This window comes from Candidatus Blastococcus massiliensis AP3 (assembly GCF_000582785.1).
Lineage (GTDB): Bacteria > Actinomycetota > Actinomycetes > Mycobacteriales > Geodermatophilaceae > Blastococcus > Blastococcus massiliensis.
This window is the reverse complement of the sequence record NZ_HG931173.1, coordinates 184,691-198,395: the sequence shown is the minus strand read 5'-3', so window position 1 is coordinate 198,395 and position 13,705 is coordinate 184,691. Positions and strand designations below refer to the sequence as shown.

Annotated in this window: 15 protein-coding genes; 11 read left to right on the top strand and 4 right to left on the bottom strand. The window is 74.5% G+C overall.

Going from position 1 to position 13,705, the window contains the following annotated elements:
• Window positions 1-5: 5 nt before the first annotated feature.
• Together BN344_RS00980 and BN344_RS00975 are read right to left on the bottom strand one after the other, a co-directional pair.
• The gene (locus BN344_RS00980; protein ID WP_040336672.1) at window positions 6-284 is read right to left on the bottom strand and encodes a hypothetical protein; all 279 of its coding nucleotides are present in this window, start codon (window positions 282-284) and stop codon (window positions 6-8) included.
• 22 nt (window positions 285-306) lie between these two features.
• Window positions 307-906 (bottom strand): nitroreductase family protein, encoded by a 600-nt coding sequence (locus BN344_RS00975; protein WP_040336671.1) that lies wholly within the window; start codon window positions 904-906, stop codon window positions 307-309.
• Window positions 907-956: 50 nt separating this feature from the next.
• Between BN344_RS00975 and priA the strand changes: the two genes are divergently transcribed.
• Genes priA through hisF form a run of 3 tightly spaced genes read left to right on the top strand, consistent with a single transcriptional unit; the run spans window position 957 to window position 2,868 of the window.
• Window positions 957-1,688: a bifunctional 1-(5-phosphoribosyl)-5-((5-phosphoribosylamino)methylideneamino)imidazole-4-carboxamide isomerase/phosphoribosylanthranilate isomerase PriA gene (gene priA, locus BN344_RS00970; protein ID WP_040336670.1), complete on the top strand. Its 732-nt coding sequence runs from the start codon at window positions 957-959 to the stop codon at window positions 1,686-1,688.
• Window positions 1,685-2,077, top strand: a complete 393-nt coding sequence (locus tag BN344_RS00965; RefSeq protein ID WP_040336669.1) for a RidA family protein — start codon at window positions 1,685-1,687, stop codon at window positions 2,075-2,077. The genes priA and BN344_RS00965 overlap by 4 nt, the downstream gene beginning before the upstream one ends.
• Window positions 2,074-2,868, top strand: a complete 795-nt coding sequence (hisF, locus tag BN344_RS00960; protein WP_040336668.1) for an imidazole glycerol phosphate synthase subunit HisF — start codon at window positions 2,074-2,076, stop codon at window positions 2,866-2,868. Before BN344_RS00965 ends, hisF begins: the two co-directional genes overlap by 4 nt.
• A 2-nt stretch (window positions 2,869-2,870) precedes the next feature.
• Here hisF and BN344_RS00955 read toward each other — a convergent pair whose 3' ends face one another.
• Both BN344_RS00955 and BN344_RS00950 read right to left on the bottom strand, forming a co-directional pair.
• Window positions 2,871-3,344, bottom strand: coding sequence for a hypothetical protein (locus BN344_RS00955; protein WP_155858698.1), 474 nt, complete (start codon window positions 3,342-3,344; stop codon window positions 2,871-2,873).
• Window positions 3,345-3,412: 68 nt separating this feature from the next.
• Window positions 3,413-4,024, bottom strand: a complete 612-nt coding sequence (locus BN344_RS00950; RefSeq protein WP_040336666.1) for a TIGR03085 family metal-binding protein — start codon at window positions 4,022-4,024, stop codon at window positions 3,413-3,415.
• Between the two features lie 138 nt (window positions 4,025-4,162).
• Here BN344_RS00950 and BN344_RS00945 point away from each other — a divergent pair, with 138 nt between their 5' ends.
• The 8 genes from BN344_RS00945 to BN344_RS00910 all read left to right on the top strand — a co-directional run bounded on the left by BN344_RS00945 (window position 4,163) and on the right by BN344_RS00910 (window position 13,507).
• Window positions 4,163-5,917, top strand: a complete 1,755-nt coding sequence (locus tag BN344_RS00945; RefSeq protein WP_231486393.1) for an ABC transporter ATP-binding protein — start codon at window positions 4,163-4,165, stop codon at window positions 5,915-5,917.
• Entirely contained in the window at window positions 5,914-7,746 is a 1,833-nt protein-coding gene (locus BN344_RS00940) for an ABC transporter ATP-binding protein (RefSeq protein ID WP_040336664.1), read from the top strand. Before BN344_RS00945 ends, BN344_RS00940 begins: the two co-directional genes overlap by 4 nt.
• Window positions 7,747-7,768: 22 nt before the next feature.
• The gene (locus BN344_RS00935; protein WP_155858697.1) at window positions 7,769-8,185 is read left to right on the top strand and encodes a hypothetical protein; all 417 of its coding nucleotides are present in this window, start codon (window positions 7,769-7,771) and stop codon (window positions 8,183-8,185) included.
• A 93-nt stretch (window positions 8,186-8,278) separates the two neighbouring features.
• The gene (locus BN344_RS00930; protein WP_197022206.1) at window positions 8,279-9,103 is read left to right on the top strand and encodes an esterase/lipase family protein; all 825 of its coding nucleotides are present in this window, start codon (window positions 8,279-8,281) and stop codon (window positions 9,101-9,103) included.
• Between the two features lie 73 nt (window positions 9,104-9,176).
• The gene (locus BN344_RS00925; RefSeq protein ID WP_197022205.1) at window positions 9,177-10,838 is read left to right on the top strand and encodes an FAD-binding dehydrogenase; all 1,662 of its coding nucleotides are present in this window, start codon (window positions 9,177-9,179) and stop codon (window positions 10,836-10,838) included.
• Between the two features lie 16 nt (window positions 10,839-10,854).
• Window positions 10,855-11,577: a hypothetical protein gene (locus BN344_RS00920; protein ID WP_155858696.1), complete on the top strand. Its 723-nt coding sequence runs from the start codon at window positions 10,855-10,857 to the stop codon at window positions 11,575-11,577.
• A gap of 26 nt (window positions 11,578-11,603) precedes the next feature.
• On the top strand, window positions 11,604-11,999 hold the full coding sequence (hisI, locus tag BN344_RS00915) for a phosphoribosyl-AMP cyclohydrolase (RefSeq protein WP_040336659.1): 396 nt from the start codon (window positions 11,604-11,606) through the stop codon (window positions 11,997-11,999).
• Window positions 11,996-13,507: an anthranilate synthase component I gene (locus BN344_RS00910; protein WP_040336658.1), complete on the top strand. Its 1,512-nt coding sequence runs from the start codon at window positions 11,996-11,998 to the stop codon at window positions 13,505-13,507. The genes hisI and BN344_RS00910 overlap by 4 nt, the downstream gene beginning before the upstream one ends.
• The last annotated feature ends 198 nt before the right edge of the window (window positions 13,508-13,705 follow it).

Sequence of the window (13,705 nt, the reverse complement as noted above, 5' to 3'; positions counted from 1 at the left end):
ACCGGTCAGGCCGGCGCGAGCAGCCGCAGGGCGAGGAACCCCGGACGGCTGAGCAACTCGTGCTCCAGGCGCTGGATGACGAAGCCGGCATCCGTGGCCGCCGCGCACGGATTCGACAGCGGCTCCGGCCAGTAGCGCACCTCGTTCAGGCCGGTGGGCAGCGACGACCAGGCGTCGCTCTCCAGGACGCGGTCGAAGCAGGACCGTGCGTAGGCACCGTCCTCGGGGTGGGCGAGGAACTCGTCGGCCATGCGGTCGTGGGGGCGCCACAGCTCGTCGGTCACCCGCCGACCCTGGGGGCGCGGGTCACCACCGACCGCGGTGCACGACCTCGTCGAGCGGGCGACGGCCGCGGCGCAGGGAGGGGGAGCGGCGGTCGCCGTCCCCGGGGTAGCCGAGCGAGAGGCAGCCCACGGGCCGGTACTCCTCGGGGACGCCGAAGGCCTCGCGCAGCCCGGCCACCTTGTCCGGCGGGACGCCGAAGAAGCAGGCGCCCAGCCCCTCGTCGACGGCGGTCAGCAGGATCAGCAGCGAGGCCATGCCGGCGTCGACGTCCCAGTAGGGGACCGGCCAGCGGCTCTCGTCCCGGTCGGTCCAGCCCTTGTCCGGCTCGGCGTACCGGTCGAGATAGGCCTGCTTGTTCGAGAACGGCACGATCAGCAGGGGCGCCCGTCGCATCCGGGTCAGCCAGGCGTCGGGGGTGCCCCCATCCGTCGTGGCGGTCCAGAAGCGGTCCCGCTCCTCGCCGCTCTCCAGGACCAGGAACGCCCAGCCCTGGCTGAACCCCGCCGACGGCGCGCGGACCGCGTGCTCCAGCAGCCGCTCCCGAACCTCGGGCGGCACCGGTCTCTCGGCGTCGTAGTCCCGGACCATGCGGCGGCGGCGGACCACCTCTGCGAACTCCACGCCGACAGCCTGCCGCAGGCTCCGGGCGCCGCGCTCCTAGGCTGGTCGTCGTGCCCACGCTGCAGCTGCTCCCCGCCGTCGACGTCGCCGACGGCCAGGCCGTCCGTCTCGTGCAGGGGGAGGCCGGCAGCGAGACCTCCTACGGCGACCCGCTCGAGGCCGCGCTGCAGTGGCAGCGGGACGGCGCCGAGTGGGTGCACCTGGTCGACCTCGACGCCGCCTTCGGCCGTGGTTCCAACCGCGAGCTGCTGGCCCGCGTGGTCGGCGAGCTCGACGTCGACGTCGAGCTCTCCGGCGGCATCCGCGACGACGAGTCGCTGGCCGCCGCCCTGGCCACCGGCTGCCGCCGGGTGAACCTGGGCACCGCCGCGCTGGAGTCGCCCGAGTGGTGCGCCCGGGCGATCGCCGAGCACGGCGACCGGATCGCCGTCGGCCTGGACGTGCGCGGCACCCGGCTGGCCGCCCGCGGCTGGACCCAGGAGGGCGGCGAGCTCTACGAGACCCTCGCCCGGCTGGACGCCGAGGGCTGCGCCCGCTACGTGGTCACCGACATCACCAAGGACGGCACGCTCCAGGGCCCGAACCTCGACCTGCTGCGCGAGGTCTGCGCCGCGACCCCGCGGCCGGTCGTCGCCTCGGGCGGGGTCAGCTCGCTGGACGACATCCGCGCGCTGGCCGGGCTGACCGCCGTCGGCGTCGAGGGCGCGATCGTCGGCAAGGCGCTGTACGCCGGCGCCTTCACGCTGCCGGAGGCGCTGCGGATCACCGAGGAGCTCGCGTGAGCGTCGTCCGGCTCGGCTCGGGGAGCCCGTGGGAGTCCGTCGTCGGCTACAGCCGGGTCGTCGTCCGGGGCGACACCGCCTGGGTCAGCGGGACGACGTCCATGGTGGACGGCGAGGTGGCGCACCCGGGTGACGCCGCCGCCCAGACGCGCCAGGCGCTGAGCATCATCGAGCAGTCCCTCGAACGGGCCGGCTTCACGCTGGCCGACGTCGTCCGCACCCGGATGTTCGTCACCGACATCTCGCGCTGGGAGGAGGTGGGCCGGGTGCACGGCGAGTTCTTCGGCGACGTCCGCCCCGCCACCTCGATGGTGCAGGTGGCGGCGCTCATCGACCCGGCGATGGTCGTGGAGATCGAGGCCGACGCGGTCCGCGGGGTGCCGGCATGAGCCTCTCCGTGCGGGTGATCCCGTGCCTCGACGTCGACGCCGGCCGGGTGGTCAAGGGTGTCAACTTCGTCGACCTGCGCGACGCCGGCGACCCGGTGGAGATGGCCCGCGTCTACGACGCCGAGGGGGCCGACGAGCTGACGTTCCTGGACATCACCGCGAGCTCCGGCGACCGCGAGACCACCTACGACGTCGTCCGCCGCACCGCGGAGAGCGTGTTCATCCCGCTGACGGTGGGCGGTGGAGTGCGTGGCGTCGACGACGTCGACAAGCTGCTGCGCGCCGGCGCGGACAAGGTCGCCGTCAACACCGCCGCCGTCGCGCGGCCGGAGCTCATCGCCGAGATCGCGCACCGCTTCGGCAGCCAGGTGCTCGTGCTCTCGCTCGACGCCCGGCGGGTCCGCGACGGGGCCAGGACCGACTCCGGGTTCGAGATCACCACGCACGGCGGCCGCCGGGGCACCGGGCGGGACGCCGTCGAGTGGTGCGTGCGAGCGGCGGAGCTCGGGGTGGGGGAGATCCTGCTCAACTCGATGGACGCCGACGGGACCCAGGCGGGCTTCGACACCGACCTGGTCCGGCTGGTGCGGCGGGAGGTCCGCGTGCCGCTGATCGCCAGCGGGGGAGCGGGCGCCGTCGAGCACTTCCCGCCGGCCGTCGAGGCCGGCGCCGACGCCGTGCTGGCCGCGAGCGTCTTCCACTTCGGTCAGCTGCGCGTCGGCGACGTCAAGGCCGGACTGGCCGCCGCCGGCATCCCCGTGCGCCTCGGGGCCGACACCCCGGAGCGCTGACCTCAGGCGGAAGGCGTCGCCGGACCGCGGCGGTACAGCGCGGCGCCCGTGGCCATCACCGCGAGCGACAGCCCGGCCTGCACCCAGGTCCACCAGCCCACAGGTGTGTGTCCCGCGAGGGGGCACACCATCGTCATGACCGCCAGGAGGGCGCCCGCGGCCAGGACCAGACGCGGGGCATGCCGGCTGGCGCGCCAGAGAGCGATCGTCGCGGCGACGATCGAGGCGAAGGTCGCGAGCTCGATCGGGATCTGCCACAGCGGGATGTGGATGTCACCGGTCGGCATCGGCTCGACGAAGGGGCCGGCCAGGCAGACGACGGCGAACCCGATCGCGAGCGCCCGGTTCCCGTCACGGCCCGTGCGTCGATGCGGTGCCGGAGGGGGCGCGACGTGCTGCGCCGGCGGGGGTGGCACGGCAGGCAGCCGAGGTGTGGCCTGCGACGTGGTGACGGACCGCTGGTCGGCGACGGACATGGCGGCACGGTAGCGCCGGGCAGTCCGCCGGACGAGCAGGTTCGCGCGTGCGTCCACCCGCCCCGGCGTCAGCTGACGGTCACGCGGGCGACGTCGCGGCGGCCCGACACCCAGAGCAGCAGTTCGAGCGGCTCGCCGGTGACCGTGCGCCCGCCGTCTCCGAACCGCTTCTCGGCGCCGTCGACGTCGCTGCGGCGCAGGACCAGCCCGCGCCGGCCGGCCGCCCGCCGGGCGTGCAGACCGACGCCGGCCCACAGCTGGTCCTGCGCGCCGGGCGGCAGGGTCCGGGGCGTCCAGCCCGGCTGCGCCCGCCGCACGTCCTCGTGGTGGATCGCGAACTCGGGCACGTTCAGCCGGTCGAGCCCGGGCCAGGACAGCGGGGCCCACGCGGGCGGACCGCAGCGCACCCGCTCGACCAGGTCGGCGTAGGACGAGCCCGCCCGGGTCGTGTCTTCGACGCGGTGTGCCCAGGCGCCCAGCCGCGCCAGCCCGGGCAGCATCTCCAGCGCGTAGCCCGGCATCGCGTCGGGTCGCCGGTCCCGCACGACGAGGTGTGCCGCCAGGTGCGCGGTCGTCCACCCCTCGCAGCACGTCGGGGCGTCCGGCCCGAGCTCGGCGAGCAGGCCGGCGAGGGCGCGGCGCTCGAGGACGGCGAGCGAACCGGCGGAGGAAGCGGTCACGGTCCGACCGTAGCGGCCCCGCCGGGACCGGAAAGATCCGAATAGCGTTCGGTTCGCGCCCGCATCACCCGTACGATGCGAGAGCCGCCCCGAACGACCCCGAGGAGAACCGTGCCGCGCCGCCGTCGAGATGCCGTGGTGCGGCGGGGGATCCGGCACGTCGGCCGCGCGATCGCGCGCCAGCCGGGCATCTTCTCGCTCGCGCTGACGGCGAGCTCCCTCTTCGCGGTGATGACGGTGGCCAGCGCCTACGTCATCGGCGGGATCACCGAACGCGTGGTGCTGCCCTCGTTCGAGGACGGCGACACGTCCGGCGCCGCGCTCACCCTGGCGGTCGTCGCCATCGTCGCCGTCGCGATCCTGCGGATCATCGGCATCGTCGGGCGGCGGCTGCTGGCCGGCATCATGCAGTACCGCCTGCAGGCCGACCTCCGCCGCCAGGTGACCCGCCAGTACCTCCGGCTGCCGCTGTCCTGGCACCAGCGGCACCCCACCGGGCAGCTGCTGTCCAACGCCAACTCCGACGTCGAGGCGGCCTGGTTCTTCGTCGCGCCGCTGCCCTTCGGGATCGGCGCGGTCGTCATCATCCTGATCACCGGCGGCGCGATGGTGGCGACCGACCCGCTGCTGGCGCTCATCGGGCTGGTCGTCTTCCCGCTGGTGTTCGCGATCAACGCCTTCTACTCGCAGGTGATGGGCCCTCGGCAGCAGCGCGCCCAGCAGCTCCGTGCCGAGGTCAGCGAGATCGCCCACGAGAGCTTCGACGCCGCCCTGGTGGTCAAGACCCTGGGCCGCGAGGACTCCGAGACGCAGCGCTTCGGTGCGCGGGCCGAGGAGCTGCGCGACGGGCTGGTGTCGGTCGGCCGGGTCCGCGGCCTGTTCGACCCGATGATCGAGTCGCTGCCGAACCTGGGCACGCTCGCCGTCCTGCTCGTCGGCGCCCACCGCGTCGTCGACGGCGCCATCGACGTGGGCGAGCTGGTCTCCATCGCCTACCTGTTCACCCTCCTGGCGCTGCCCATCCGGGCCATCGGGTGGGTGCTCGCCGAGCTGCCGCGCGCGCTGGCCGGCTACGACCGGGTCACCCCGGTGCTGGAGGCCACCGGCGAGACGCCCTACGGGCCGGACCCCGCGGCCGCGGGCGACGGCGGTGCCGGACTCGGCCTGCAGGCGGTCGGCTACAGCTTCGAGGGCACCGACCGGCCGACCGTGCACGACGTGACCTTCGACGTCCCCGCCGGACGGACCGTCGCGGTCGTCGGGCCGACCGGCTCGGGCAAGTCCACCCTCGCCGGGTTGCTGGTCCGGCTGGTCGACCCCGCCGACGGCGCCGTCCTCCTCGACGGGCTGGACCTGCGGCGGCTGCGCGAGGGGGAGGTCAGCGACCAGGCCGCCTTCGTGGCCCAGCAGGCGTTCCTCTTCGACGACACGGTGCGCGGCAACATCACCCTCGGCGCCCCGTACAGCGACGACGAGGTCTGGACGGCGCTGCGCGTGGCGGCGGCCGACGACTTCATCAGCGCGCTGCCGGACGGGCTCGACACCCGGGTCGGCGAGCGCGGCGCCTCGCTCTCCGGCGGCCAGCGGCAGCGTCTGGCCCTGGCCCGCGCCATCGTCCGCCGGCCCCGGCTGCTGGTGCTCGACGACGCGACCAGCGCCGTCGACCCCTCCGTCGAGGCGCGGATCCTCGACGCGCTGCGGGCCAGCGAGGCCCCGGCGACGGTCGTCGTGGTGGCCTACCGGCAGGCGACCATCGCGCTGGCCGACGAGGTCGTCTGGTTCGAGCAGGGCCGCGCCGTCGCCCGCGGCAGCCACGAGCGACTGCTCGCCGAGGTGCCCGGCTACGTCGCGCTCGTGCGCGCCTACTCCCAGGCCGAGGGGGTGCCGGCATGACCGTCACGCTGCCCGACGAGGACCGGCGCGAGGGCGCGCTGCAGACGATGCGCCGCGGTCTGCGGATGATGCCGGAGTTCCGCCGCGGGCTGCCCGTGACGGTCCTGCTCGCGCTCCTGGCCACGCTCGGCCGGGTCGCCGTGCCCATCGCCGTCCAGCAGGTCATCGACCGCGGGCTGGACGCCGCCGGCGGACCGGACCTCGACCTGGTCACCTGGGCCGTGATCATCTGCGCGCTCGTCGTGCTGGCCACCGCCGTGGCGGTCTACCGCATGAACGTGCGGCTGTTCAAGACGACCGAGACCGCGCTCGCGAACCTCCGGGTGCGGGCCTTCCGGCACGTGCACGACCTCTCGGTCCTCCACCAGCAGGGCGAGCGGCGCGGGTCGCTGGTCTCGCGGGTCACCGCCGACGTCGACCAGCTGTCCCAGTTCATGCAGTGGGGCGGGGTCATCGGCCTGGTCAGCCTGGGGCAGCTCGCCGTCGCGACCGTGGTCATGGCGTACTACTCCTGGCAGCTGACGCTGGTCGTGCTGCTCTGCTTCGTGCCGCTCGGCATCGCACTCCGCTGGTTCGCGCAGAAGCTGGCGGTGGCCTACGGAACGGTGCGGGAGCGGGTGGGTGACCTGCTGGCCGCCGTCGCCGAGACCGTCGTCGGGGCCCCGACCGTCCGCGCCTACGGCATCCGGGCGCGCACCGCCGAGCGGATCGACGCGGCGATCGACCGGCACTACCGGGCCGCCGTGAACGCCCAGAAGGTGGCCGTCGGGGTGTTCGTCAGCGGCGAGTTCGCCGCCGCCCTGGCCAACGCCGCGCTCGTCGTCGTCGGCGTCTACCTGGGGCTCGCCGGCGACATCACCGCCGGCACGCTGATCGCGTTCCTCTTCCTCGTCACGCTCTTCGTCGCGCCGGTCCAGATGGCGAGCGAGGTGATCAACGAGGCGCAGAACGCCGTCGCCGGGTTCCGCCGCGTGCTGGACATCCTCGACACCGAGCCCGACGTGCGCGACCCCGCCATCGCCACCCCCGGCCGGGTGCAGCACCTGCCCGAGGGCGTGCTCGGCGTGCGCTTCGCGCACGTCACGTTCCGCTACTCGCCGGGGGCCCGCGCGGCGCTCGACGACATCGACCTCACCATCGAGCCCCGCCGGCGGGTGGCGATCGTCGGCGAGACCGGCTCGGGCAAGACCACCTTCGCCAAGCTGGTCACCCGGCTCATGGACCCGGTGGAGGGTCAGGTGCTGCTCGGTTCCGACGCCGCCGGCTGGGTCCCGCTGTCCGACGTCGCCTTCGACTCCCTGCGGGAGCGAGTGGTGATGGTGCCGCAGGACGGGTTCCTCTTCGACGCCACGGTCGCCGACAACGTGCGCTACGGCCGGCCGGGGATGACCGACGACGAGGTCGCGGCCGCCTTCGACGAGCTGGGGCTGTCCGCCTGGGTGCAGGGCCTGCAGCGTGGTGTGGCCACGGCCGTCGGCCAGCGCGGCGACTCGCTGTCGGCGGGGGAGCGGCAGCTGGTGGCGGTGGCCCGCGCGTACGTCGCGGACCCCGACCTGCTGGTGCTCGACGAGGCGACCAGCGCCGTCGACCCGGCCACCGAGCAGCGGCTGACCCGGGCGCTGGACACCCTGACCGCGGGACGGACGACGCTGACGATCGCCCACCGCCTCTCCACGGCCGAGCGGGCCGACGAGATCCTCGTCGTCGACGCCGGCCACGTGGTGCAGCGGGGCTCGCACGCCGAGCTGGTCGACGCCGAGGGCACCTACGCGCGGCTGCACGCCTCCTGGCGCCGGTCCTCGGCCGGCGAGCCGGAACCGGTGTCCTGACCGCGGCCCTAGGCTGCCCGGCGTGAGTTCTCCCGCACCCGGCGGAGCATCGCTCCGGCCGCCGCTCCCGGCCGTGCTGGCCGCGCTCCTGGCGGTGCTCAGCGCACTCGCGCCGGGGTTGTTCTTCCTGGTCGCGTTCGCGTTCTCGGAGGGCCGGCCGTCGGGGCAGGAGTGGCTGGTGCTGCTCGTGCCGCTGGCGCTGTCCCTCGGCCTGCTCGTGGGGGCGGTGCTGCTCGTGCTCGGCCGGTCCTGGCTCGTCGTCACCGTGCCGGCAGCCCTGCTGGGGCTGGGCATCATCGGCGGCACCCTCTTCGGCGGGTGGGCCGAGGGTGCCGCGGGCTTCGGGCTGGCGACCGGCCTGCTCCCGGCGCTGAGCGCGGTGCTCGCGTCGCTGCCCCGCGTGCGCGGCTGGGTCGCGGCGCGCCGGGCGTCGGGCTAGGAGCCCGAGCGCCGGGGTGATGTGGCGTGCGTCACCTCGTGGCTGCCGGCTCGTTGGTCTGTCATGCGCCGCCGCTTCCTCAGTTCCGCGCTCGTGAGCTCCGTCGTCGCGACCGTCGTCTGCCTCACCGGTGGCACGGCCGCCGCCGCGCCCACGGCCCCCGCCGCGTCGTCGGGCACGTCGGGTGCCTCGCTCACCTGGCCCGTGCCGCCGGCCGGCGCGAACGACTGGACCTGCCTCCCGACGGCGGAACGCCCCCACCCGGCCGTGATCGTGCACGGCACGTTCGGGGACTCGAAGTCGCTGCTCGACCCCCTGTCCTGGGCGCTGAAGCAGGACGGCTACTGCGTCTACTCGCTGGACTACGGCAACCGGGGCACCGGGCCGATCGAGGAGTCCGCCGCCCAGCTCGACGCGTTCGTCGACCAGGTGCTGGCCTCGACCGGGGCGGCCCGGGTCCAGATCGTCGGGCACTCGCAGGGCGGCATGATGCCCCGGTACTGGATCAAGAACCTCGGCGGCGACGGCCTGGTGGAGGACCTGGTCGGGCTCGTGCCCTCCAACCACGGCACCACGATCAACGACGGCTTCAGCAGCTCGCCGTGGTGCGTCTCGTGCGACCAGCAGCGGGCGGGCTCGGAGTTCCTGACCGCGCTCAACTCGCCGGACGAGACCCCGGGCGACGTCGACTACACCCAGGTCACCACCCGCTACGACCAGGTCGTCGTGCCCTACACCTCGGCGTTCCTGGCGCCCGACGCGCGCAGCACGAACATCACGCTGCAGGACCGCTGCCCGCTCGCGGTCACCGAGCACCTCCTCATCCCGATGGACCGGCAGGCGATCGGTTGGGTGCTGCACGCGTTCGAGCGGGAGGGCCCGGCGGATCCCGCGGAGCCCATCGGCTGCCTCGGCTGACCGGTACCCGTCCGGGGCGGGTCGCGCCGGGGACAGCGGCGCGGAAGGCCCGTGGACCGATAGCGTCGCGATCGTGGAGAACAACACCGAGGCAGACGTCGTCGTCGTGGGGGCGGGGCTCGCCGGGCTGGTGGCCACCGCCGAGCTGGCCTCCGCGGGCAAGCGGGTCGTGCTGGTCGACCAGGAGCCCGAGGCGTCGCTGGGCGGGCAGGCGTTCTGGTCCTTCGGCGGGCTGTTCCTCGTCGACTCGCCCGAGCAGCGTCGGCTGCGGGTGCACGACTCCCTGGAGCTGGCGCGCCAGGACTGGTTCGGCACGGCTGCCTTCGACCGCACCGAGGACCACTGGCCGCGCCAGTGGGCCGAGGCGTACCTGCAGTTCGCCGCCGGTGAGAAGCGGGCGTGGCTCAAGGAACAGGGCATCGGGTTCTTCCCGGTCGTCGGCTGGGCCGAGCGGGGTGGGTACACGGCCACCGGTCACGGCAACTCCGTGCCGCGCTTCCACATCGTCTGGGGCACCGGCCCGGGCATCGTCGAGCCGTTCGTGCGCCGCGTGCGTGCCGGTGTCGAGGCCGGCACGGTCGAGCTGCGGTTCCGCCACCGGGTGTCCGAGCTCGTCGTGACCGACGGCGCGGTGACCGGCGTGCGCGGTGCCGTGCTGGAACCGAGCGACGTCGCCCGGGGCGAGGCGAGCTCCCGCACCGAGGTCGGGGACTTCGAGATCCGGGCCCAGGCCGTCGTCGTCACCTCCGGTGGCATCGGGGGCAACCACGAGATGGTCCGCCGGAACTGGCCGGCACGGCTCGGTCCGGCGCCGGAGCGGCTGCTGTCGGGGGTGCCCGCCCACGTCGACGGGCACATGCTGGAGGCCACGGCCGAGGCCGGTGCCAGCGTGGTCAACAACGACCGGATGTGGCACTACACCGAGGGCATCGCCAACCACTCGCCGGTCTGGGCGCAGCACGGGATCCGGATCCTCCCCGGCCCGTCCTCGATGTGGTTCGACGCGACCGGTCAGCGCTTGCCTGTCCCGCTGTTCCCGGGCTTCGACACCCTGGGCACGCTCGCCCACATCGGCACCACCGGGTACGAGCACACCTGGTTCGTCACCACGAAGAAGATCGTCGAGAAGGAGTTCGCGCTCTCCGGTTCCGAGCAGAACCCCGACCTCACCGGCAAGGACGTCAAACTGCTGGTCAACCGGGCGCGCGCGGGCATCGCCGCCCCGGTCCAGGCGTTCCTCGACAAGGGCGAGGACTTCGTCGTCGCGGACACGCTGCCCGAGCTGGTGGCCGGCATGAACCGGATCACCGGCGGCACACCCGCGCTGGACCTCGCGCAGCTCGAGCGCGAGATCGTCGCCCGGGACCGGGAGATCGCCCACCCGTTCACCAAGGACCTGCAGATCACCGCGATCCGCGGCGCCCGGAACTACCTGGGCGACAAGCTGATCCGCGTCGCCCAGCCGCACCGCATCCTCGACCCCGAGGCCGGTCCGCTCATCGCCGTCCGCCTGAACATCATCACGCGCAAGACCCTGGGCGGGCTGGAGACCGACCTCTCCGGCCGGGTGCTGCGCCCCGGCGGAGACGTCTTCCCGGGCCTCTACGCCGCGGGCGAGGTCGCCGGGTTCGGTGGCGGCGGCATGCACGGGTACCGCTCGCTGGAGGGCACCTTCCTGGGCGGGTGCCTCTTCTCGGGCCGCACGGCCGGCCGCGCCGTCGCGGCGGCCCTGTGAGCGGACGACGGGTCCCGTGACGGAGCAGCCACCGGGGCAGGGGCGTGACCCCTGGGCCGACCCGGACAAGCCGTACGCCGGACCGCCGCCCCAGTACCCGCCGCCCCAGTACCCGCCGCCTCAGCACCCGGCCCAGTACCCGCCGGCCCAGTACGGTGGGCCGCCTCCCGGATGGCAGCAGCCCTACGGCGCCCCGGCCCCCTGGGGTCAGCCGGCGTGGGGTGCCGGTCCGTACGGAGCACCGTGGGGCCCGCCACGCGCGGTGGTCCGGACGCCGGGCCAGGTCATCGCCGCCGCCGTGCTCGCCTTCGTGCAGGCGGTCGTCGTGCTCGTCGCCTCCCTGTACGTCTGGTTCTTCGCCTCGATCGCGGACATCGCCTCCAGCGGGCGGCCCGACGTCTACACCTCCGCGACGGCGCGCCAGCTCGCGACCGAGGGCACGATCCTGGCGATCATCCAGCTGGTCTCCGCCGTCCTCCTGGTCGCCGGAGGCCTGCTGGCCCTGAACAAGCGCACCAGCACCTCCTACCGGGTGCTCGCGGGGGCGCACATCGTCCAGGTTCTGCTCGCGCTGTACTGGGCCGGCCGCCTGCTCGACGTCCTCGGCGACCTGCCCGGTCAGAACGGGGAGGGGGCGCTGGCGGCGTTCTCGCTGTTCTTCCTCGCCGGGCCGGCGGTCGCCCTCGGGCTGCTGCTGACCACCAGGGCGCGGCACTGGTTCACCGCCCCACCGGCCTGAACGGGCCGCACGGCAGACTGGTGGGCATGTCCGCTGTCCCGTCCGAGCCCGCGCTCGACCCCGAGGTCGCGGAGCTGCTCCGCCGCGACCCGGCCGGCCTGGTGGCCGCCGTCGTCCAGCAGCACGACACCGGCGAGGTGCTCACCGTCGCGTGGATGGACGACGAGGCGCTGCGCCGCACGCTGACGACGGGCCGCGGGACCTACTGGTCGCGCAGCCGCCAGGAGTACTGGGTCAAGGGCGAGACCTCGGGGAACCGTCAGTGGGTCCGCGAGGTCCGGCTGGACTGCGACGGCGACGCGCTGCTGGTGCTCGTCGACCAGGAGGGCCCCGCCTGCCACACCGGCGAGCGCAGCTGCTTCCACCGCGTGCTGCCGGCCGTTCCGGGTGCCCGCGACGGGGACGGGGGCACGGGCGCATGAGGCCCGGCGTCGCTTCCCCCAGCCGCGAGCAGTTCGCCTTCGACCGGCCGATGGTGCCCGTCGTCCGCAAGCTCCTGGCCGACAGCGAGACCGCCGTCGGCGTCTACCGCAAGCTGGCCGGCAACCGTCCCGGCACCGTGCTGCTCGAGTCCGCCGAGCAGGGCCGGCGGTGGGCCCGCTACAGCTTCGTGGGCGCCCGCAGCGCCGGCGTCCTCACCGAGCGCGGCGGGGTCGCGCAGTGGCTGGGGGAGGAGATCCCCGGCCTGACCGACGACCTGCCGGCCGATCCGCTCGCCGCCGTCCGCACCCTGGCCCGCCGGCTGCGCTCGCCGCGCACCCCCGGCCTGCCCCCGCTCACCGGCGGTCTGGTCGGCTACCTGGGGTACGACGTCGTGCGTCGCCTGGAGCGGCTCCCCGAGACGAGCAGCGACGACCTCGGCATGCCCGAGCTCGCGATGATGCTGGTCACCGACCTCGCCGTGCTCGACCACGCCGACGGCTCGGTGCTGCTCATCGCCAACGTGGTGGGCGGGGAACGGGGGAGCGGGGGGCCCGACGGTTACGACGACGCCGTCGCCCGGCTCGACGCGATGGCCACGGACCTCACCCGGCCGGTGCCCTCCGGCGTCGCGGTGCTGGACGAGGCCGTCGTCCCGGCGGCCGCCAGCAACATGGCGCCCGGGGTGTACGAGGCGGGGGTCGAGCGGATCCGCGAGCACATCCGGGCCGGCGACGCCTTCCAGGTCGTCCTCGCCCAGCGCTTCGCGGTGCCGACGACTGCCGACGCCCTGGACCTCTATCGGGTTCTCCGGGCCACCAACCCCTCGCCGTACATGTACCTGCTGCGCTTCGAGGGGCGGGAGTCGCCCTTCGACGTCGTCGGCTCCTCGCCCGAGGCGCTGGTGACGGTGACGGGCTCCTCGGCCGTGGTGCACCCGCCCGCGGGCACCCGCCCGCGCGGAGCCACCCCCGAGGAGGACGCCCGGCTGGCGGAGGGGCTGCTCGGCGATCCCAAGGAGCGCGCCGAGCACGTGATGCTGGTCGACCTGGCCCGCAACGACCTGGGGCGGGTCTGCCTGCCCGGCTCGGTCGAGGTGCCGGACTTCATGCGGGTCGAGCACTACAGCCACGTCATGCACCTGGTGTCGACCGTCTCCGGGGAGGTCGCCCCGGAGCACGACGCCCTCGACGTCTTCGACGCCACCTTCCCGGCGGGCACCGTCTCCGGCGCCCCGAAGCCGCGGGCCATGGAGATCATCGAGTCGCTCGAGCCCACCCGGCGAGCGCTGTACGCGGGCACGGTCGGCTACGTCGACGCCAGCGGCGACATGGACATGGCCATCGCGATCCGCACCGCCGTGCTGCACGACGGGCACGCCTACGTGCAGGCGGGTGCGGGCGTCGTCGCCGACAGCGACCCGGCCACCGAGGAGGCCGAGACGCGGCACAAGGCGCGGGCGGTGCTCTCGGCGATCGCCGCGGCGGAGGGGCTCCGGGAGTTCCCGTGAGCGGCGGTTCCGCGCGGCGCGAGCTCACGACCGCCGTCCTCGCGATCGTGGTCGCCGGTGCGCTGGCCCTGTCGGCCGGCGGGCAGCCCTGGGCGGAGGTCACCGCCCGGCGCCGCGTCCCGCTCCCGCCGGTCGCCGCGGATCTCTCCGGTGNNNGCGCCCGCCCGCCTCCGTCCCGCCCGGCCGGCGTCGTCGTCG

Bases quoted from the DNA above. Each gene is read 5' to 3' on its own strand.
- hisI (WP_040336659.1), top strand. From the start codon at position 11,604: ATGTCCGCTGTCCCGTCCGAGCCCGCGCTCGACCCCGAGGTCGCGGAG.
- BN344_RS00940 (WP_040336664.1), top strand. From the start codon at position 5,914: ATGACCGTCACGCTGCCCGACGAGGACCGGCGCGAGGGCGCGCTGCAG.
- hisF (WP_040336668.1), top strand. From the start codon at position 2,074: ATGAGCCTCTCCGTGCGGGTGATCCCGTGCCTCGACGTCGACGCCGGC.
- BN344_RS00955 (WP_155858698.1), bottom strand. From the start codon at position 3,344: ATGTCCGTCGCCGACCAGCGGTCCGTCACCACGTCGCAGGCCACACCT.
- BN344_RS00910 (WP_040336658.1), top strand. From the start codon at position 11,996: ATGAGGCCCGGCGTCGCTTCCCCCAGCCGCGAGCAGTTCGCCTTCGAC.